The organism is Streptomyces sp. WAC05292 (assembly GCF_003949955.1).
GTDB classification, from domain to species: Bacteria; Actinomycetota; Actinomycetes; order Streptomycetales; family Streptomycetaceae; genus Streptomyces; species Streptomyces globosus.
In genome coordinates, this window is record NZ_RPSE01000017.1 from 14,090 (window position 1) to 33,330 (window position 19,241).

Annotated in this window: 15 protein-coding genes; 7 read left to right on the top strand and 8 right to left on the bottom strand. The window is 76.0% G+C overall.

All coding sequences use genetic code 11. The features are described 5' to 3' along the window. Positions 1-42 precede the first annotated feature (42 nt). Genes EF903_RS03900 through EF903_RS03920 form a run of 5 tightly spaced genes read right to left on the bottom strand, consistent with a single transcriptional unit; the run spans position 43 to position 7,487 of the window. Positions 43-2,595, bottom strand: a complete 2,553-nt coding sequence (locus tag EF903_RS03900; RefSeq protein ID WP_125541188.1) for an acyl-CoA reductase — start codon at positions 2,593-2,595, stop codon at positions 43-45. A 2-nt stretch (positions 2,596-2,597) separates the two neighbouring features. Beyond that, the gene (locus tag EF903_RS03905) at positions 2,598-3,746 is read right to left on the bottom strand and encodes an acyl-protein synthase (protein ID WP_125541169.1); all 1,149 of its coding nucleotides are present in this window, start codon (positions 3,744-3,746) and stop codon (positions 2,598-2,600) included. Further along, complete coding sequence (locus tag EF903_RS03910; protein WP_260614777.1) at positions 3,743-4,888, bottom strand: GNAT family N-acetyltransferase; 1,146 nt, start codon at positions 4,886-4,888, stop codon at positions 3,743-3,745. Before EF903_RS03910 ends, EF903_RS03905 begins: the two co-directional genes overlap by 4 nt. Further along, a complete protein-coding gene (locus tag EF903_RS03915) occupies positions 4,885-6,222 on the bottom strand; it encodes an MFS transporter (protein ID WP_125541170.1) in 1,338 nt (445 codons plus the stop codon). Before EF903_RS03915 ends, EF903_RS03910 begins: the two co-directional genes overlap by 4 nt. Next, the gene (locus tag EF903_RS03920) at positions 6,219-7,487 is read right to left on the bottom strand and encodes a phenylacetate--CoA ligase family protein (protein WP_125541171.1); all 1,269 of its coding nucleotides are present in this window, start codon (positions 7,485-7,487) and stop codon (positions 6,219-6,221) included. The genes EF903_RS03915 and EF903_RS03920 overlap by 4 nt, the downstream gene beginning before the upstream one ends. Before the next feature lie 286 nt (positions 7,488-7,773). Here EF903_RS03920 and EF903_RS03925 point away from each other — a divergent pair, with 286 nt between their 5' ends. Then, positions 7,774-8,091, top strand: a complete 318-nt coding sequence (locus tag EF903_RS03925) for a hypothetical protein (protein ID WP_125541172.1) — start codon at positions 7,774-7,776, stop codon at positions 8,089-8,091. 86 nt (positions 8,092-8,177) lie between these two features. Further along, positions 8,178-9,395, top strand: a complete 1,218-nt coding sequence (locus EF903_RS03930) for a hypothetical protein (protein WP_125541173.1) — start codon at positions 8,178-8,180, stop codon at positions 9,393-9,395. 173 nt (positions 9,396-9,568) lie between these two features. Here EF903_RS03930 and EF903_RS03935 read toward each other — a convergent pair whose 3' ends face one another. After that, positions 9,569-10,768, bottom strand: coding sequence for an alpha/beta hydrolase (locus EF903_RS03935; protein WP_125541174.1), 1,200 nt, complete (start codon positions 10,766-10,768; stop codon positions 9,569-9,571). A 474-nt stretch (positions 10,769-11,242) separates the two neighbouring features. After that, the gene (locus EF903_RS03940; protein ID WP_125541175.1) at positions 11,243-11,929 is read right to left on the bottom strand and encodes a spermidine synthase; all 687 of its coding nucleotides are present in this window, start codon (positions 11,927-11,929) and stop codon (positions 11,243-11,245) included. Between the two features lie 436 nt (positions 11,930-12,365). On the opposite strand from EF903_RS03940, the gene EF903_RS03945 reads away from it, so the two are divergent. The 5 genes from EF903_RS03945 (at position 12,366) to EF903_RS03970 (ending at position 18,342) form a co-directional block, all read left to right on the top strand. Next, the gene (locus EF903_RS03945) at positions 12,366-13,820 is read left to right on the top strand and encodes a N,N-dimethylformamidase beta subunit family domain-containing protein (RefSeq protein WP_125541176.1); all 1,455 of its coding nucleotides are present in this window, start codon (positions 12,366-12,368) and stop codon (positions 13,818-13,820) included. Between the two features lie 89 nt (positions 13,821-13,909). Beyond that, positions 13,910-15,274: an LCP family protein gene (locus EF903_RS03950; protein ID WP_260614779.1), complete on the top strand. Its 1,365-nt coding sequence runs from the start codon at positions 13,910-13,912 to the stop codon at positions 15,272-15,274. Between the two features lie 44 nt (positions 15,275-15,318). Beyond that, positions 15,319-15,789, top strand: coding sequence for a hypothetical protein (locus EF903_RS03955; RefSeq protein ID WP_125541178.1), 471 nt, complete (start codon positions 15,319-15,321; stop codon positions 15,787-15,789). 52 nt (positions 15,790-15,841) lie between these two features. Further along, positions 15,842-16,297, top strand: coding sequence for a VOC family protein (locus EF903_RS03960; RefSeq protein ID WP_125541179.1), 456 nt, complete (start codon positions 15,842-15,844; stop codon positions 16,295-16,297). A 278-nt stretch (positions 16,298-16,575) separates the two neighbouring features. After that, a complete protein-coding gene (locus EF903_RS03970) occupies positions 16,576-18,342 on the top strand; it encodes a protein kinase domain-containing protein (protein WP_125541181.1) in 1,767 nt (588 codons plus the stop codon). Positions 18,343-18,357: 15 nt separating this feature from the next. Here the strand turns inward: EF903_RS03970 and EF903_RS34980 are convergent, their stop codons facing one another. Then, the gene (locus EF903_RS34980) at positions 18,358-18,894 is read right to left on the bottom strand and encodes a hypothetical protein (RefSeq protein ID WP_260614781.1); all 537 of its coding nucleotides are present in this window, start codon (positions 18,892-18,894) and stop codon (positions 18,358-18,360) included. Between the last annotated feature and the right edge of the window lie 347 nt (positions 18,895-19,241).

Genomic DNA, 19,241 nt, shown 5'->3' on the forward strand with positions numbered 1-19,241 from the left:
GCCCGGCCCGGAGCGGATCCGGGCGGGCGCGGAGGCGGCGGGTCAGACGGCGCGGGGCCGGTCGTCCACCACCGAGCGGAGCTTGCCGCTCGTCGGGACCCGGTCGAGCACGGCTCCGTCCACCGCCTCGACCACCAGCTCCAGCAGCCCCTCGGCCACGGCCGAGCGGAGCTCCGGATACCCGGACAGGAAGACCTCGCGCAGCCGCTGCGGATCCGTCCCCTCCGCCTGCTCCACCCGCACCGCCAGCCGCTCCCGCTCCGGGCCGGCGCCTATGCGGAGCTGCAGCTCGCCGCGGTGCCCGCCCTCGCCGGCCAGGGCCGTGAAGCGGCGGTGGTTCAGCAGGTACGTCGCCACCCGCACGGTGTCCCCGGTCCGCCCCAGCAGCTCGAAGCGCGGGGCGAGGCTGCCGCACGGGCAGCGGCCCGGCACCTCCCGGCCGAGGTCGCCGATGACGTACCGGCCCAGCTGCTGGCCGCGCCGCGCGTGCGTGGCGAAGACCAGCCGGCCCGTCTCCCCGGGCGTCGCGGGCCGGTCCTCGGCTTCGTCGAGGACCTCCAGGGTGTGCAGGTCGGCGTGGAGGTGGTGGACGCCGCCCGAGCTCTCCGTGCACTGGTAGCCGAGCGGCCCGAGGTCCGTGCTGCCGTAGGTGATCGAGCGCACGACCTCGATGCCGAACTCCTCCTCCAGCACCCGCCGCTGCTCCGGCGTGAAGTGCTCGCCGCCGTAGAAGACCTTGTGCAGGCCCCCGTAGGCGCGCAGCGTGTCCGCCTCCGCGTGCAGCAGCTGCCACAGGTAGGACGGCATCCCGAAGAGGGTGTCCGCCCGGTGCTCGACGATCGCGCGTGCCGTCGCCGCGTGGTCGGGGCCGGCCGCCAGCGGCAGCTGCACCCCGCCGAGCCGCTCCAGAACGGAGAAGAAGCTGATGAAGCTGCCGTACATGCCGCCGCAGTAGAACAGGTTGGCGGTGCGGTCCCCGACCGGGTCGTACCCGGCGGCGATCAGGCCGCGGGCCGCCGCCCGCATCTGCGTGTCGTAGTCGTCGTAGCTGAACAGCGACAGCGCCGGGGCGCCGGTGCTGCCTCCGCTGTGGAAGTACAGCTCCGCGTCCGCCCGCGCGACCTGCCCGTTGCGGGCCTGCACCTCCTCCTTGCCGACCAGCGGCCCCTCCGGGCGGGGCAGGACGACCGGGCGCGCCAGGTCGTCCAGGCAGGCGGTCGTCGCGAACAGCTCCGGGTCCGCCTGGACGGCGACGCGCCGGCTGTAGCGCTGGAGCGCGTACACGCCGTCGTGCGGCTCGCCCGCGTAGCTGTGCGGCATCGCCCCGACCGGGGTGACCCGGGTCGCGCCGGCGGCGAGGACGGCGCGGGACAGCTCGGCGATGTCGGTGCGGCTGCCCGCGATGCCCGCGGTCTGCAGGTAGCGGCGCATCGGGCGCAGCGTCGCGATCAGCTCCTTGCGGGGCAGCGGCTTGACCCACACGCTGCGGTGCAGCGGGGACGCCGTCAGCGGCGAGCGGGTGTCGGCCATGACCCGCCACGAGCCGTCGGGGGCGGCGAACACCCGCGTCAGGCCCAGGTGTTCCTCCAGCCGGGCCACCAGCTCGGTCGTGGTCAGCTCGGCCTCCTCGGCCGGGTCGGGCGCACCGGCCGGGCCCGCCGGGACGGCCGGCGGACGGGCGCCGAGGACGGCGGCGAAGCGCTCCGCGAACGCGAACACCTGCGCCTCGTCCCGGGTGTCGAGGTAGACCACCTGCGGGCTGGAGCAGGCCTGCTGCTCGTACAGGCACACGTCGTCCGCGAGGGCCTCCAGCACGGCCGGGTCCGACCAGGCGTCGGCCGTCAGGTAGGCGAAGGAGATCCGGTGTCCCCACTCCACCAGCCGGCAGCCCGCCGGCACATGGGCGGCCACCCCTTCGACGGCGGCCTCCCCGCCCCAGACGGCGACGGCGTCCGCGGGCGCGCACATCAGGCGCAGCCACTCCTGCCGCGAGGACGGGAAGCGCAGGACGACGATCCGCGCGGCCAACGCCCCGGTCGGGTCGAGGGCCGCCAGCTCGGCCATCAGGGCCTGCGCGAGGAGGGTGTCCGCACTGCTGGTCTTCAGGACGTTGACGTTCCCGGCGAGGAGGCCCTCGACGATGCTGAGCGGCGCGACGGTCGCGGCGTTGCCCGGCGCGATGTGGGCGACCATGCCGACGGGCGCCCACGCCTCGTAGACCGTCTCGCGCGGGTCGGCCCGGTCCAGGCGGCCCGGCGCGGTCCCGCCCAGCTCCCGGCGCAGCTTGCGGGTGAGTTCCCGGCGGCCGAGGGCCTGCCCGAGCTCGGCGAGGAGCGCCGGGTCCTCCCCCTGCGGGAGGTGGGCGGCGAGCCGGGCGTGGACCGCGTGCGCCGGGTCGAGGAGGGCGGCGGAGAGGGCGTCGCAGGCGGCGAGGACGGTCTCGGTCTCCAGGACGCCGGCCAGCGCGGCCTCGACCGCGGCGGGCAGGTCGGCCAGGCGGCGCCCGGCCTCCTCGTCGCCGACGAAGGCGCCCTGCCAGAAGTGCGGCGCGGCGGCGGTCGGGGCGGCCCCGGCGGCGGTGGTGGTGTCGATCATGGTCACGCCATGCCCTTCATCAGTTCGGCGGCGGCCACCGCACAGCTCCGGTTGCGGCTCACCCCGGCACGCCCGTGGACGGTGAACCAGGGGGTCGGCACGTCGCAGCCGCAGGCCTCGCCCGGCTGGAGCGAGGCCAGGTCGCCCATGACGACGCTCTGGGCCGGGACGGAGGTGATGTACGGCGACACCAGGTGCAGGTAGCCCGGCTCCCCGTACGGCAGCGGTTCGAGGGTGCGCGTGGAGCGGATCACCACCCGCGACCACACGGGCGCGTGCAGCCGGTGGCGGTCGCACTCCACGTACGGGATGCAGTGCTCCACGGAGCCGAAGGTGTCCCGGATCCGCTCGCCCGGGATGCCGAGCTGCTCGGTGACCCGGTCGTACAGCTCCTCCTTGCCGATGCGCCGGTCGGCGTGGCCCTTCCAGCCGCCGCCGAGGACGACCAGGGAGCCCTCCGGGAGCCGCAGCGGCGGCATGCCCATGGCCCGCATCCGCTCCAGGGTGAAGAAGAGGAAGGCCGGGAAGCCGAGGATGCGGACCGGCGCGCCGTCCTCGGCGAAGCGCCGGAGGGCGGCGATGCAGCCGAAGGGGTCGAACTCGTGGCCGCCGCCGGTGTTGCGCAGGGCGTACGCCACGCTCCGCGCCGGCGCGAAGTCGCACAGGTAGTTGTCGGTGAAGGCCGTGCCGAGGTTGAGGGACGGCGACGGCTCGTAGCTGTAGAGCAGGTAGTTGACCTCCTGCTCGGGGGTGATCCAGCCGTTGCGCTCGAAGATCCGGGCGACCATGCGCTGCGCGGAGCGGATCGTCCAGGTGTCGAAGAACATCTGCGACTTCTGCCCGGTGGTCCCGGAGGAGGTCAGGTGCAGTTCGACGTCCTCGCGGGGGATCGACAGCACCTCGTGGCGCTTGAAGAAGTTCGCGTGGACCAGCGGCGTCCGGTACGGCTCGGCCGGCGGCGTCGCCTCGTACAGCGAGCGGAAGAACGGCGACCGCTCGCGGTGCCAGGCGTGCGACTCCGCCATGGCGGCGGCGAACAGCTCGTCCTCGGCGGGCCCGCAGGCATAAGGGTCGGTCAGGTCGCACAGTCGCTGGACGTGCGGCAGGAGGGCCGGGTCGGGTACGGACACCGGCGCGAGATGGGGGTTCATCGGGCAACCTCGGATGGGGTGGGCAGGTGGGTCGACGCCCAGGCCGACACGTAGCAGTCCAGGTAGGGCCGCAGCGGAGGTTCGACGGCGACGCCGCGGAAGTCGATGCGCTCCGAGGAGCGCGACAGCACGGCGTAGTCGCGGAAGCCGTCGCCGTCGGCGCGCATCGCCGGGTACAGCGCCCCGGCGACGAACCCCTGGGCGTGGAAGGCCCGGAGGGCTTCCGGGCGGTCCAGCGGCACCAGGGCCTCGACGTAGCCGGCGCCGGCCCGGGACAGGGCGCGGGTGACGGGCTCCAGGTACGCGGCCGCCGCGGCCGGCTCGGGGTGGGCGGTGAGCAGGGAGCAGTAGCCGCCGGTGCGGTTGAGGTAGGCGTACACCTCGAACCGGCCGTCCTCCGGGGTGAGCAGGACGTTCGGGGTGTGCAGCGGGTAGAACCAGTCCCCCCGGCCGGGGAACCGCTCCCGGAAGCGGCGGCGTACGAACGCCGGGGCCTCGATGACCTCCAGGCGCTCGGCGGCCCCCGGGGCGGCCGGCGCGGGCTCCGGCCCGGACACGGCCCGGACGCCGCCGTAGCTGATGCCGAGGGCGTCCTCGGCGGTGCGCAGCAGCGGCATGAGGGCGGCGGGGACCTCGGTGACGGGCTTGCGGCGGTCCAGGACGCCGGCGGAGTGCCGGGCGTACAGGGCGAGGCTCTCGCGGCTGCGGAGGTCGACCGCGTTCGGCAGGATGCCGAGCGGGCGGAAGCCGTTGCGCAGGACGACCCGCTGGGGGCCGGCGCTGACGGTCCGCACGGTCGCGTACACCGAGTCCAGGCGCCCGGTGTCCAGCATGCCGGCGCACAGTTCGGCGGTGAGCGCGCCCGCCAGGCCCCCGGAGCGGTGCCCGGGGTGCACGGCGATGCCTTCGAGGCGGCCGATGCGGCTGCCGGACTCGCCGTGGATGGCTGCCGACCCGGTCAGGGCGCCGCTGCCGGGGCAGCGGCCGACGAGCCACAGCGAGTGCGGGTCCTCGATCAGCCGGGCCATCTCGGCGGGGTCGGTGCCGAGGGCCACGGGGTAGTGGGGCCCGTAGACGGCGTAGTACAGCTGGCGCAGTTCGGCGATGTCCGCCGGGGAGGCCTGCGTGATGACGGGCTTCACCGGCCGCCTCCCTCGGCGCCGGCGGCGGAGTTGGCGGCCGCGTCGGGTTCGGGATCGGGTTCGGGGGTGCGCGCCCCGAGGAGGGCGAGGGCGAGGGCGGCGGGGAGCAGGCCGGCGCCCTGGACGAGGCACAGGGTCCGCGGGGACAGCAGGTCCCCCGCGGAGCCGAAGACGAGGGACGCCACCGGCAGGGAGGCGCCCAGCACGGCCTGCATGACGGCGAAGAAGCCCGGCTTGTCGGCGGCAGGCACGAGCCGCTGGAAGAGGGCGACGAACCGGACGCTGACCGCCCCGGCGCACCAGCCGGCCACGGCGAGCCCGCACACCGCCACGGCGGGGTGCGCGGCCAGGCCGGGCAGCGCCAGCGCCACGGCCATCAGGCCGAGGCAGTACGCGCCGGCGACGGTGGGCCGTCCGGGAATCCGCGTTCCGGTGAACGCGCCGACGAGCGCGCCCGTGCCCAGCGCGGCCTCCAGCAGGGCCACCGTGCCGCCCCCGCCGTCGAGGACGGAGCGGGTGTAGAGCGGGATGACGACGAACACGGCGGCGGTGAACAGGTTCGCCGCGGTGAAGCACACCAGGATCCGCCGCACGTAAGGCAGTTCGCCCAGGATGCGGCGCAGCGGGCGCCCGCCCGGCGCTGCCCCGCCGGCCGCCGTCCCCCCGTCCGCGGCGGCGGGGCCGCGGAAGCGGGCGGTGGCGACGAGGACCGCGGCGCCGAGGTAGGCGGCGGCGCAGCCGGCCGCCAGCCCCGCGACACCGGCCCGGTCCACGGCGAGCGCGCCGAGCAGCGCCCCGCCGAGTCCGGCCAGCGACTGGGTGGACAGTTCGAAGCCGGTGGCGGCCTCGATGTCCTCGTCGTCGACGAGTTCGGGGATCGACGTCGTCAGGCACGGGTCGAAGAACGCCTGGCAGGCGGCCAGGGCGAGGGCGGCGGCGTACACGCCCGCGAGCGGCGGCCCGCCCGCCTGCGCCCCGGCGGCGAGGACGGCCGCGGAGGCCGCGGCGAGGCCGGCGGCGGTCCGCAGCACCGAGCGGTGCGCGTACCGGCCGACGGCCTTCGCCACGACGGGGGCGAGGACGACCGCCGGGAGCGTGCAGACGGCCATGAACAGCCCCGAGGCGAGCCCCGCGGCGTCCCGGACGGCGTAGGCGACGAGCCACCAGGAGACGCCGACCTGGAACATGCGCACGGCGGCCTGGGTCAGGACCTGCCCCAGCCACACGGCGCCGAAGGCCTGGTTGCGCAGGACGAGCGGGGCGCGCCGCGCGGGCTGCCCGGCCGGCGCGGCCGCGGGCGCGGGCGACGGCGCGGACGGTGGTGCGGCGGTCATGCGGTGGGCCTCTCGTCGAGGACCCGGACGAGCTTCCCGGAGCGCGGGTTGACGGCGAGGTCGCGGTGGCGTGCCCATTCCACGGACAGCGGGTGCACGAAGCCGGCGGCCACGCTCTGCGGGTACAGCGGCCGCGCCGCCTCCAGTTCCGTGACGACCGACTTGGCGAGGGTGTCGAGGCCGTCGCCGGTGTCGCCGGGAGCGGTCGCGAGGCGGATCACGAGCCCGTCCCGGCCGTCCCGGCGGCGGACGACGAGCTGCATGCCGACGACCCGGCCCCCGGTGTCCGCGGCGGCGACGGCGTTCTGCGCGTCGTCGGTGTGGAGCGAGACCGGCCCGACGCGTACGCCCTCCTCGGCGCGGCCGAGGATGCGGAAGTGCCCGGGAGCGCTGCCGGTCCACTCGGCGCGGTCGCCCGCGGGGTAGCGGATGATCGGCATGAGGCGCCGGAAGAGGCTCGTGACGACGACCCGGCCGGGCCGCCCCGGCTCGGTGATCGGCTCGCCGGTGGTGTCGTCGAGGATCTCGACGACGGAGTACGGGGTGAACGCGCGGTGCACGCGGGCGTCGGGGCCGGGCACGGGCCGGCCGAGCAGGCCGGCGTCCACGCTGGCGTAGCCCACGGAGCGGGCCTCGGCGCGGGGGAACGCGGCGGCCAGCAGGCGGCGCTGGTCGTCGAAGAGGGCCTCGCCGCCGAAGAGCAGCAGCTCCACCGACTCCAGCCGGTCGCCGGCGGCCGCGAGGTGCTCGGCCAGCCGGCACAGGGTGGTGGGCGTGCCCGCGACGACCTGCGCGGACAGGTCCCGCAGCGTCGGAACCGTCGACTCCAGCGGGGCTCCGCCGCCGACCGGCAGGCGGACGTTGTCCACGGGGGCGTGGGCGAGGGAGTCGAGGATGAAGAGGAAGCTGGCGTACAGCTCGCCCGCGTAGAACAGGTCTGCGACGCGGTGGCCCGGCCGCAGGCCGGCGTCCACCAGCCCCTGGCCGAACGAGGTGACGAAGGTGCGCCACTCGTCGCGGGTGTAGACGGAGAGTTTGGGGGCGCCGGTCGTGCCGCCGGTCTTGAAGACGGTGGCCTCGCTGAGCGGGCCGGTCAGAACGCGGCTGCCGGGGAAGGCGTTGGCCTCCCAGAACCGCCGCTGGTCGACGACCGGGAGGTCGGACAGGCGGTCGGCGCCGGCAGGGAGGGACGCGTAGAGCTCCTGGTAGAAGGGCGAGTTGAGGCGGGCGAAACGTATGAGGTCCGAGAGCTGCTGGGCGGACATGGGCCTTTGCCTAGGTGACGGGATACCGGGGCGGGAGCCACCGTGCGCGGCGGGGCCGTGAGCCCGCCTGCGGAACCATCCGGTGTGACCGGGGAACCCCCGTGCCCCCGCCTCCTCGGCGCACGCCGAAGCTGACGTGCAGTCACGATGATGGAACATCAGTGCGCCAGTCGCCAAATCTGCCAAAGATATCCGGCCAGTCAGACGATATTCAACAACTTTTCTGTTTCTTTCGGTGGCGGTGGGGGCCGGCCGCGGAGGCCGAGGGGCGTTCTAAGCTCGTCCGATGACGGAGAACGAAATCAAACTGAAGGCCATTGCCGCGCTCACCGCCCTCCGCTCCGGGGCCGACGCCGGGTTCGTCTCCGACGTGCTGGCCGAGGTCATGCCCACCCAGTTCGTCGTCCCGGCGGACGCCGGCGCCCAGGAGGTCGGGATGGCCGTCCTGGAGCAGATGTCCGCGCCGCTGAGCGCGCTGGTGAACGGCTTCATCACCGCCTTCGACGCGCTCGCGGACGCCCACGACGAGGCCGATCCGCCGGTCTCGACGGAGCAGATCCTCCAGGACCTCGCCCTGGCCCTGGCCCGGGAGGACACCGACTGACACGCCGCCGCGGTCCGGGCGCGCCTCCGGCCGGCCCCGGCGGGTCGCGGGAGGCGGCGGCGGGGACGGCGCCCCATGGTGGGGGCATGGACGTCGAGGCGGTGATGCGGGAGCTGTACGCGCTCCCCCCGGGCGGGTTCGTGGCGGCCAGGAACGCGTACGCGGCCCGGGCCAGGCGGGAGGGCGACCAGGAGGCCGCCCGTGCACTCGCCGCGCTGCGGCGCCCGGCGCTCGCGGTGTGGGCGGCGAACCTGCTGGCCGCCGCCGAGCCCGAGCGGGTGGCGGAGCTCCTGGAGTCGGGCGATGCCCTGCGCAGGGCGCACCGCGAGCTCGACGGCCGGCGGATCCGGGAACTGTCGGCCGAGCGGAACCGGCTCTCGGCCGGCCTGGCCCGTGACGCGGCCGCACTGGCGGAGGGCGCGGGGGAACGCGGCGGCGAGGCGTTGGCCCGGGACGTCGAGGCCGTCCTGCACGGCCTGGCGGGCGACGAGGAGTCCGGCCGGGACTGGGCCGCGGGACACCTGACGCGGGCCCCCGCCCCGCGACTCGGCTTCGAGGGCCTCGAACCGGGCCCGGCCGCCCTGGCCGCCCTGACCCGCACGACGCCCGACACGGCGGAACGGGGGCCGGGGGCGGACCCGGGCGGGGCCGGGCCGGGGGAGCCCGCACCTGCTGCGGCACGCCGCGAGCGGAAGGAAGCGGAACCACCGCGGAAGCGGCCCGGGAAACCGGCGGGGAAGCCGGCCCCCGGACGGACGGAGGAGCCGGCCGAGGCGGCGACAGAGGGGCCGGCCCCGGCGCCGGCCGGGAAGCCGGCCGGTCGCGCGACCGCGCGGGCCGCCGGACCGCGGGCGCCGAAACCGGTGAAGAAGCCGACCCGGGGACTGGCGCCGGAGCCGACCGGGAAGCCGGCGAGGAAGGCGCCCGCCGGGCGGACCGAACCGCCGGCGGGGAAGGCGGCGGCCCGGGAGCCGGCGGGGGATGCCGTTGCCGAGAGGCGGGCCGCCCGCCTGGAGGCTCGTGTCGGGACGGCGCTGCGGGCGGTCGCCGCGGCCGAGGAGGAGCGGGAGCGCGCCCGGACGGCGCTCGCCGGGGCGGCGAAGGAGCTGGACCGGACCTCCGCGGCGGTTGAGGCACTCCGCGAGGAGCTCTCCCGGTTGCGGATCCGCCTGGAGGCCGCCGAGGAAGCCGCCGGAGCCGCCCGCTCCCGGCACCGGCAGGCCGAGCAGGCCCTCCACAAAGCGGAACGCACGGCGGGCGCGGCCGCCCGCCGCCTGGACGCCGCCCGTGCGGCCGGCCGCTGAACCGCCGTCCCCAGGCGTACGGCCCGGCTCCCGCCGTGGGCCCGGCTTCCGCCGCGCGGTCTGCTCCCGCTGGCACGGCCGGCTTCCGGGGTGCGGCCGAGTCCCCGGTGCGCGGCTTGCACCGGCGCGCAGCCGCGTCCCGCCCCCGCCGGGCGGAGACGGGACGCGCCCCCTCACGGCTGGTGGAACCGCACCTCCGGATGGGCTGCGTCCGGCCCGTCCAGCAGCCGCTGCGGCTGCCCGCGCAGGTGCTGGTCGAAGAAGGCGGCGGTGTAGGCGCGGGTCACGGCGAGGGCGCGTTCGGCGGGGATGTCCCCCGCGGGCAGGCCGAACCGCCGCTGGATGACGGGTGCGTCCGAGAAGCTGAAGTGGTCCGTCGCCGCCACCGTCAGCCACCGCTTCCAACCGCCGAGCGCCTGCCAGGTGGTGTCCCAGGTGGTGTCGGCGCCGCCCGGCCGGTGCATGTCGTCGTCGGTCCCGAGCATCATGAACGGCCGTCCCTGCAGCCCGCCCGCCGGCAGGGCGTCCCAGAACGCCCCGTCCATGTTGACGCCCGCGTCGATGCGCGGATCGGCGAGCATGGCGGTGGCGGCGCTCGCGCCGCCGATGGAGTGCCCGGCCATGCCGATCCTGGACGCGTCGATCGACGCCGCGTGCCGCCACACCGGCGCCGGGCCGGTCAGCCGGTCCAGCAGGAACCGCGTGTCGGCGGCGCGGGCGGCGGTCACGGTGCTCCCCGGCACGCCGCCCTCGTCGAGGGCCGTGCACGCCGTGCAGGTCAGCAGCCGCCCGTCCGGCAGGGACGTACCGGAGGACTCGTAGGCGTGGTCGACGGACGCGACGACGTACCCGCGCGACGCGAGGTCCTCGGCGAGGTTCGTGAGGGTGAACCGCGGCGCCCCGAAGCCGGGGGATAGGACCACCAGCGGATGCCGTCCCGGTGCGGGGCGCGCGTCCACCGCGCCGTGCGTCCGCAGCCGGGCCAACTCCCGCGCGGCGGACGGGCGGTCCGTCACACCGGCCGCCTTCAGCAGCTCCCGGGCCTCCGGCTCGGTGGCGTACGGGGCCGGCCGCCCGTGGGTGCGGCGGGCCGCCGGGTAGTGCAGGGTCACCATCAGCTCGCGGCCGTCGGCGGCGGGCACCCAGGGGTCCTTGCGGGAGCGGTCGACGAGGTGGAGCACCGTGCTGCCGACGCCGTGGACGCCGGTGGGGGCAGGGAGCCGCATCCGGTCGGGGGAGGCGGCATCGGAGGCGGCCGTGGGCCGGGCGGAGGCGGAGTCGGGCGCGGCCGCCGCCGCGGCGGCGGCAGTGGCGGGTAAGGCGAGCGTGCAGGCGAGGACGGCGGCCGCGGCCGCCCGAGGCAGGGTGATCATGCCTGGGACGCTACGGGCCCCGGGGCCGGGCCCGCGTCGCCCTGCGGGCTGAGGTGCCCGCCCGCCGCGTACTCCCCGGGGTGGACGGTCGGAGGCGCCTGCATCCGACCGGCCCCCGATCGCCGAAGCCCCTGCGGGCCCCCTGCTCCAGTCGGCGGAGCAGGGGGCCCGCCTTCGCCCGCCCCCGGACCGCGACGCGGCGGTGCGGCGGTGCGGGGATGTGTGAGGACGGCGGGCTGGTCAACGCCGGTGATCCGGAAGCCCCTTGCTCGTCCGCGAGCCGTCCGGCACGGACGTCCCGGATGGGGTGCTCCCGGGGCCGGGACGAGCCGGTGCCCGCCCGCCGCGCGGCGCCCGGGACGGAACTCCTCTTCCGGCAAGGCGGCTTGCGCCCTCTCCCCGACGGCTCCGACCCGGTTGTCCCCCCGCAGCCGCCCGGGCCGGCCCACCCGCCGCGGGAGCCCCCTCGGACGGTCACGGCCTCCGGGCCAGGTGGACCGCGTCCGGTACGCCGCGAGCCACCGGGACCTCCTGCGTCCGCACGTCCTCGAACCCGGCCGCCCGGAGGGCGGCTTCGAACGCGGCGGACGGCTGCGCCGACCACACCGCCAGCACGCCGCCGGGCCGCAGCCGGTCCCGGCACGCCGCCAGGCCCGAGGGCGAGTACAGGCCGCGGTTGTCCTCGTCGACCGTCCAGTCCGGGCCGTTGTCGATGTCGAGGCACAGCGCGTCGTACCGGTCGGCGGACCCGGCCAGGTAGGCGACCAGGTCGGTCCGCAGAATCTCGGTGCGCGGGTCGGCCAGCGCCGCGGCCGACACCTCGGCGAGCGGCCCGCTGACGTGCCAGTCGACGACCGCGGCCTCGCGCTCGACGACGGCGATCCGGCCCCAGTCGGGCCGGGCGGCGGCATGGGCCAGCGAGAACCCGACGCCCAGGCCTCCGATCAGCAGGCCGGGGCGGGAGCCGGGCGGCGGGTCGAGCGCCAGGTACGCGGCATCGACGAGCATCCGCTCGGAGCGCCCGTCCGAGGTGTCCATGAGAAAACAGCCGTTCGCGATGATCTCGTACGTGGTGCCGCGCCGGCGCAGCACCACCTCCCCGTAGGGGCCCTCGCGCCGGTCCAGCGTCTCGGGGATGTCCGGTGTCACAGGTACGGTCATACGAGTCCCAACGACGCACTTCCACCCCGCGTTCCCCCTGGCGGCCCACTCCGCGCGGCGCGCCGTGAACGGCCGCGTGCGCCGCCCCCACCGGTCGCTCCGCTACACAGGAGTGCGCACGGACGACGACTCACGCCCGGAGTGTGCTGCGATGGACCGACGGAGCGAACGCGGCGAAACCGACGGGCAGGAGCCGGCCCCGCGTTCCGGGCCCGGCGATGGCCTCCGGCCCGCTCGCGGCCCGGAGGGGACTGCGGAAGCAACCCCCGACCCCGGCCCGAACCCCGGCCCCGGCCCCGGGCTGGAGTCGAGCCCCGGCCGGGCCGGGCGGCGGCGGGTGCTCGGGATCGCGGGTCTGTCGCTCGCCGTCGTCGCCGGGCCGTGGTCCGGGTCGGCTGCCGCCGCGCGTCCGGGCCGCCGGCCCGGCGGTCGGGGGGTGGCCGCGGCGCCGCGGGGCGGCTTCGACGTCGCGGCCGAGAACCGGCGCCCGGGCGACCCCGGGTGGCGCGTCACCCGGCCCGGCGCCGCGCATGCCGTCGAGGGCTTCGCGGAACGCGCCAGCGTGCTGCCCGGCGAGCCGATCGGCCTCCGCGTCTCCACGACCTCCGCCGCCTACACCGTCAGCGCCTACCGGATGGGCTGGTACGGCGGCGCCCGCGCCCGCCTCGTGTGGCGTTCGGGGCCCCTGCGCGGCCGCCGCCAGAGCCCCGCGCGCCTCGAACCGGCCACCCGCACGGTGACCACCGACTGGGAGCGCTCGGTGCTGCTGCAGACCGCCGGCTGGCCGGAGGGCTGCTACCTCCTGCGGCTGGACACCGTCGACGGGCGCGCCCAGCGGTTCGTCCCCGTCACCCTGCGCAGCGCCGCCACCGTCGGCCGTACGGTCCTCGTCAACTCCGTCGCCACCTGGCAGGCGTACAACCGGTGGGGCGGGGCCGACCTGTACCAGGGCGCGACCGGCCGGAAGGGCTCCCGCTCGCTCGCCGTCTCCTTCGACCGCCCCTACGCCAACCGGCACGGCGCCGGCCAGTTCCTCTTCTTCGAGGCGCCCCTCCTCGCGCTGGCCGAGCGGCTCGGCGTCCCGCTGGCCTACGCCACCGGTGCGGACGTCGCCCACCGTCCCGGCCTGCTGTACGGGGCGACCGCCCTGCTCTCCCTCGGGCATGACGAGTACTGGAGCCCCGAGCAGCGGCTCCACGTGACCCGCGCACGGGACGCCGGCATGAACCTTGCGGTGTTCGGGGCGAACTGCTGCTACCGGCGCATCCGCTACGAGCCGTCGCCGGTCGGGCCGCGGCGGACCGTCGTCTGCTTCAAGGAGGACTACGCGAAGGACCCCGGCCACCGCCGCGGGCTGCCGCCCACCAACGACTTCCGGCAGGCGCCGGCACCCGACCCCGAGAGCAGCCTCCTCGGAGTCCTGTACGAGGGGTACCCGGTCGACGCCCCGTACGTGGTGTCCGATCCGGACCACTGGCTGATGGCGGGGACCGGGGTGCGGCGCGGGGAGTCCTTCCCCCACCTGGTGGGCGTCGAGTTCGACCGCGTCGACACCGCCCGGCCCACCCCGCGGCCGATCGAGATCGTCGCCCACTCGCCGGTGGTGTGCAAGGGGCGCCGTACGCACGCCGACTCCGCGTACGCGACCCTGCCCGGCGGTGCCGGCGTCTTCGCGACGGGCACCATGAGGTGGGTCGAGGCGCTCGACGCGGCCGGCCCCGGCGGCACGGCCAACCACGGCCTGGACGGACGGGCCGGGGCCTTCACCCGGACGGTCACGGCCAATGTCCTGCGGGTCTTCTCCCGCGGCCCGGCCGGACGCCTGCGGCCCGCCGCCGACAACGTGGCCGCCCACTACCCGGGCGGCGCTCGGCCGGCTCCCGGCGCGTAGCCCCGTCCCCGCCCCCACCGACCACTACTGTCTGCGATGCCCGAAAAGGAACGTTATGGGGGTGTGTGTTGCGCCGATTCACAACTGCCTTGACCCTGCTGGCGACGCTCGCCGCGGGCTCCTCCCTCACCGCCGAGGCACGCCCCGCCGCCGGAGGCCCGGCCGGCGCCCCCGGCCGCGGTACGAACATCCTCGTCGTCGGCATCGACAGCCGCACCGGCATCTCGGCAGCCGACAAGCGCCGGCTGAACGTGGGAGGCAAGGGCTGCAACTGCACCGACGTGATGATGCTCGTCCACCTCTCCGCCGACGAGCGCCGCGCCAGCGTCGTCTCCATCCCGCGCGACTCCTACGTCGCCTACGCCCAGGACACCGAACCGGCCCGGCTCGGAAAGATCAACGGCGCGTACGCGCTCGGCGGCGCCGACATGACCGTCCGCACCGTGGAGAAGGCCACCGGACTGCGCATCGACCACTACCTGGAAACCGGCTTCCTCGGCTTCGAACAGGCCGTCGACGGCATCGGCGGCGGCGTCGTCTGCACCGACAAGCCCCTCAAGGACGAGAACTCCGGGCTCGACATCCCAGCAGGCCTCCACCGCACCGACGGGCGCGGCACCCTCCAGTACGTCCGCGCCCGCCACATCAACCGCCCCGGCGACCTCGGCCGGGTCCGCCGCCAGCAGCGCACCGTCTCCGACCTGCTGAGCCGGCTCACCGCCGAGGGCACCCTCACCGACCCGGTGGGCGCCGCGCGCACCGTCCGCACCCTCCTCAAGTCCGTCCGCACCGACGCCGGCACCGGCTTCGACGACCTCGTCCACTTCGCCTGGGCCCTGGGCCGGCTGAAGGCCGGGCAGACCGAGTTCGCCACCGTCCCCATCCGGGAGTTCGACCACCGTGTGCCCGGCGTCGGCTCCACCCTGCTGTGGCACGAGGCCCGCTCCCGGGCGCTGTGGGCGGCGCTGGCCGCGGACCGGCCGATCACCGGCGACACCCGCATCCAGCCGGCCTACGCGGCGCCCGCCCGCACCAACCCGGCGGGGATCCGGGTGCGCGTCGACGACGCCGCGGTCGCGGCGGCCCTGCGCGCCGACGCGTTCGTCGTGACGGACACCTCCGCGGCGGCGCCCGCCGCCCGGCCGGCCGGGCCGCCGGTCATCCGGTACGCGCCCGGCCGGGAGGACGACGCGGCCACGGTCGCGGCGGCCCTGCCCGGCGCCCGCCTCCGGGCCGTCCCCGGACACGGCACCACCCTCGACGTGGCCGTCGGGAGGGACCCCGTCACCGTCCGGCACGTCACCTACGACCGGAACGTCGCCGAGGGCGCCCCGGTCACGGGCGACACGCTCGGCTGCGCGGGCACGGTCGGCCTGCCCGCGAAGCCCGCGAAGCCCGCGGCACCCGCCAAGCCCGCCGCGCCTGCCGAGGCCGCGCAGCCCGCCGCGGGCTGAAACCGGCTTGGCGGCGGCCGGCGCCGCGTCTACCGTCGGCCCCGATGGAGATGTCCTTCCGGAAGCTGCCGGACAACCAGCACGAGATCCTCGTCCGCCACCGCAAGGGCCCGGACGTCAGGCTGCCCGCCCAGCCCGTCGGCCCGACCTTGCCGCACGACCTGGTCCACGCCGTCGTCGAGACCGCCCTCGGCATCGACGACGGCTTCTGGGGCGCGGTGGCGCGCGGCGCCACCTTCCAGGGCTTCGAGCTGCTCGCCCCGGGCCGGCACCGCCGCTCCGGGATGAAGGTCCTGCGCCGCGGCGGCGACGCCGTGCTGGCCGCCGAGCTGTCCGTGAACTGGGCGTACCGGGTGTGGCGCGGCCTGCCCGCCGAAGGCCGCGGTGTCGGCCGCCCCCCGATCGGCCCGGACGCCCTGGCCCGCACGGGCCCGCGCCTCGACGCGGCCGCCGCCCGCTGGTCGGCCCTCCCCGAGGGCGGCGACCTCCTCTGGCACTGGGGGACGACCGCTTAAAGCCTGTTGTGAAAGTGGATCGGCTGTCAGACCTGCCTGGCAGGCTCCGCGCATGGAGATGACAGTGCAGCTGACGATCGATTGCTCCGATCCGCAGAGGATGGTGGCCTTCTGGTCCGAGGCCCTGGGCTATGTGCCTGAGCCTGCGCCCGACGGGCATGCCACGTGGCGTGCTTATTGGGCGGCGGTGGGGGTGCCCGAGGCAGAGTTGCCGGCCGGCGCCGGGGACATTCCGGAGTCGATCATCGATCCCGAGGGACGCGGGCCACGGGTGTGGTTCCAGGAGGTTCCGGAGCCGAAGGCCGCCAAGAACCGGTGGCACTTCGACCTGAAGGTCGGTGGGGGCCGTGACGTCCCACTGGACGTCCGCGTACAGCGGGTCAAGGCTACGGTGGAGCGGCTGGTCAAAGCCGGCGCCACCGTGCTGCGGATCAAGGACGATCCGGATGCGGGGTTCTACGCCGCTGCCATGCAGGACCCCGAGGGCAACGAATTCGACATCGTCTGAGGGGCGTCGGGACGTGCTGGTCGCAGCCATTCGTCGATGGCTGCGACCAGGACGGTTGCTTCGTGGCGGACGGCGAGTTTGTCGTACCGGGTGGCAACGGCCCGGTGGCGCTTGAGGCGGTTGATCCGCCCCACGAGACGTGATCACCAACGAACAAGATCCACTTTCGCGACAGGCCCCAGCTGCCGTGCGGGGAACGACACCGACCCCAAGTACCCTGTCCCGCACTGCACTTGTTGTACGGACCACCGGGCAGCCGGCATCGCGGGGGAGCACACATGTGGGGACGGGGCACGGTCCTCGGGGACCGGTACGCGCTGACCGAGCGGATCGGCGGCGGCGGAATGGGCGAGGTGTGGCGCGCCGACGACCGGGTACTCAGGCGGCAGGTCGCCGTGAAGGTCCTGCTCCCCGCCCTGCTCGACGCGCCCGGCTTCGCCGCCCGCTTCCGACGCGAGGCCACCGTCCTCGCCTCGCTCAGCCACCCCGGCATCGTCGACGTCCACGACTACGGCGAGAGCCCCCTGGAGACGGGCGAGCGGGTCGCGTACATCGTCATGGGGCTCATCGAGGGCCGCACCCTCGGCGAGCTCCGCTCCCGGTCCGGCCCGCTCCCGCCCGAGCAGGCGCTCGACATCGCCGCCCAGGCCCTGGACGCGCTGCACGCCGCCCACCTGAGCGGGGTGACCCACCGCGACATCAAGCCGTCGAACCTGATGGTGGCCGAGGACGGGCGGGTGACCGTCACCGACTTCGGCATCGCCCGCTCCAGCGCGGCCACCACCAGCATCACCGACTCCCACGCCGTCCTCGGCACCGCCCTGTACATGGCACCCGAGCAGGCCGAGGGCCTCGGCGCCGTCGCCGCCTCCGACCTGTACTCCATGGGCGTCGTCTGCTTCGAACTGCTCACCGGAGAACCGCCGTTCAGCGGTGACTCGGTGATCGAGATCGCGCTCAAGCACGTCCGCGAACCCGCGCCCGACCTCCCCGGCGAGTTCCCCGGGCCCGTACGCGCCTTCGTCGCCCGGGCACTGGCGAAGAGGCCCGAGGAGCGGTACGCCGACGCCTCCGTGATGGCCGCGGCGGCCCGCCGGGCGGCGGCCGGCCGGCCCCTGGGCGAACTCGACGCCCCGGCCGGGCCGGTCGTCGCCGCGGCCGCCGGGCAGCCCGCAGGCGGCGAGCGGAAGAAGCGGTGGCGAAAGTTCCGGCTTCCGGCGGCAGTCGTCGTTCCGGTCGCCGTGTCGGTCACGGTGACCGCCACGGTGGCCGTCACCGTCCTGCAGGTGGCGCCGTGGGCGCGGGACTCCGAGGCGCGGGGCGCGGGGGCGCAGCCCGCCGCGTCGGCGTCCGCCGAGGCCCCGGGCGGTGCAGCCCCCGGCGCGACCGCCACCGGCGGCACGCAGTCCCCTCCACCCGCGTCGGCGGCCCCGCCGCCGGCCCAGGACCCGGCGGACGGGCAGGGCGGCGGCGGCACCGGCACGCCCCCCGGCGGGCCGGGTGGTGCAGGGGCGGCCCAGCCGCCTGCGCCGGCCCCCGCCCAGAACGCCGCAGGCGGCTCCCCGAGCGGCGGCACCCCGTCGGGCGGCACCCCGTCCGGCGGGGCCGGCGGCGGCTCGGGCTCGACCCCGCTCCAGGGCTGCGGCGGCGGCGTGTGGGGCGCCATCACCAGCGTCGGCGACGGCCTCAAGGTCGGCCTGGCCTCCAACAGCCAGGCGTCGGGAACGCAGGTCGTCATGGGCGGCACCACGGCCTTCGGGTGGGTGTACGAGCGCGGCAGCTACGAGAGCTTCCGCGTGTGCTCCTCCAGCGGCCAGCCCCTCGCCCGTGCCCTCACCCACTTCGGTGAAACGGTGCGCGTGGAACTGGGCGGCGCGGGCGGCGGACTCTGGTGGAACCTGGAGCGCGTCCCGTCCTCGAACGCCTACACCATCAAGGACATCGCCTTCCAGGGCGGCTGCCTGACGTCGAACGGCGCGGGCCGGCAACTCACGGTCACCCCCTGCACCGCGAACAACAAGTCCCAGCAGTGGCGCATCCCCTGAGCCCGCCCGCAACGGTCAGGTCGCGGCGGGGGTGTGGGGCGCCGCCGCGACCCGGGCCATGGCCCTGAGCCTGCTGAAGCAGGAGGCGCAGTACTCCTCGTGGAGCAGGGGAACGATCCCGTCGAGAGTGGCGATGCAGCGCCAGAGCACGGCGACGCCCCTGCCGTCGAGGCCGCCCGACAGCTCGCTCTGCACGACGCCCGCCACGTCGGCGTCCAAGAGGGTCAGGTCCACGCCGTCGACGTCCACGCCGCGGAAGCCTTCTGGGAATGGTCCGCGCCGGTACTCCCCCCACAGTCGTGCGAGGCCCGCTCCGCCCCCCTCGTGGGCTGTCGGCCCCGCCGACGCAGGGCGCAGGAGTGGGGAGACGGCCTCGAAGACGGCACGCACCAAGGCGACCGCCCGAAGCGGGGGGAGGGCCGCGCTCGACGCGGCGCCCCGCGCGAGTCGGTCGCGCAGGAGCCGGCCGCGGTCGAGTTCGGCGGCGAGTCCGGCCGTGATCAGCCCGGCGTCCGCGGCCCGCGCGATGAGGCCGTGGAGCGGCTCCTGCACGGCGAGACGGTCGGCGAGGACGGGCTCCAGGGCGGACAGCGCGTGCGTGACAGCCTTGGTGGCGAACTCGTACCCGTGGAGTGCCGAACGAGCTCGCGGGACGTCTCCATCGCGCTCATGACGTACATCGACGCGCCTGCGGCAGCACCAGGCCGGCCACCAGGTCGCGCATGTCCGCATAGCCGAGGACGAAGCCGCAGCCCCGCGGGCCCCGTACCGGCAGGAGGTGCCGGTCGCGCGGCGGGGGAAGGGCGTTCACCGCGGAAGCATCGCCGTCGGAAGGCTGCCGGTGCCATCGGATGCGCCGGGCCGAAGGCCGCCCCGGACCACCGGCTGCCCGCCGGGGC

Bases quoted from the DNA above. Each gene is read 5' to 3' on its own strand.
- EF903_RS03925 (WP_125541172.1), top strand. From the start codon at position 7,774: ATGACGGAGAACGAAATCAAACTGAAGGCCATTGCCGCGCTCACCGCC.
- EF903_RS03935 (WP_125541174.1), bottom strand. From the start codon at position 10,768: ATGATCACCCTGCCTCGGGCGGCCGCGGCCGCCGTCCTCGCCTGCACG.
- EF903_RS03920 (WP_125541171.1), bottom strand. From the start codon at position 7,487: ATGTCCGCCCAGCAGCTCTCGGACCTCATACGTTTCGCCCGCCTCAAC.
- EF903_RS03930 (WP_125541173.1), top strand. From the start codon at position 8,178: ATGGACGTCGAGGCGGTGATGCGGGAGCTGTACGCGCTCCCCCCGGGC.
- EF903_RS03955 (WP_125541178.1), top strand. From the start codon at position 15,319: ATGGAGATGTCCTTCCGGAAGCTGCCGGACAACCAGCACGAGATCCTC.
- EF903_RS03900 (WP_125541188.1), bottom strand. From the start codon at position 2,595: ATGATCGACACCACCACCGCCGCCGGGGCCGCCCCGACCGCCGCCGCG.
- EF903_RS03940 (WP_125541175.1), bottom strand. From the start codon at position 11,929: ATGACCGTACCTGTGACACCGGACATCCCCGAGACGCTGGACCGGCGC.
- EF903_RS03960 (WP_125541179.1), top strand. From the start codon at position 15,842: ATGGAGATGACAGTGCAGCTGACGATCGATTGCTCCGATCCGCAGAGG.
- EF903_RS03905 (WP_125541169.1), bottom strand. From the start codon at position 3,746: ATGAACCCCCATCTCGCGCCGGTGTCCGTACCCGACCCGGCCCTCCTG.
- EF903_RS03970 (WP_125541181.1), top strand. From the start codon at position 16,576: ATGTGGGGACGGGGCACGGTCCTCGGGGACCGGTACGCGCTGACCGAG.
- EF903_RS03915 (WP_125541170.1), bottom strand. From the start codon at position 6,222: ATGACCGCCGCACCACCGTCCGCGCCGTCGCCCGCGCCCGCGGCCGCG.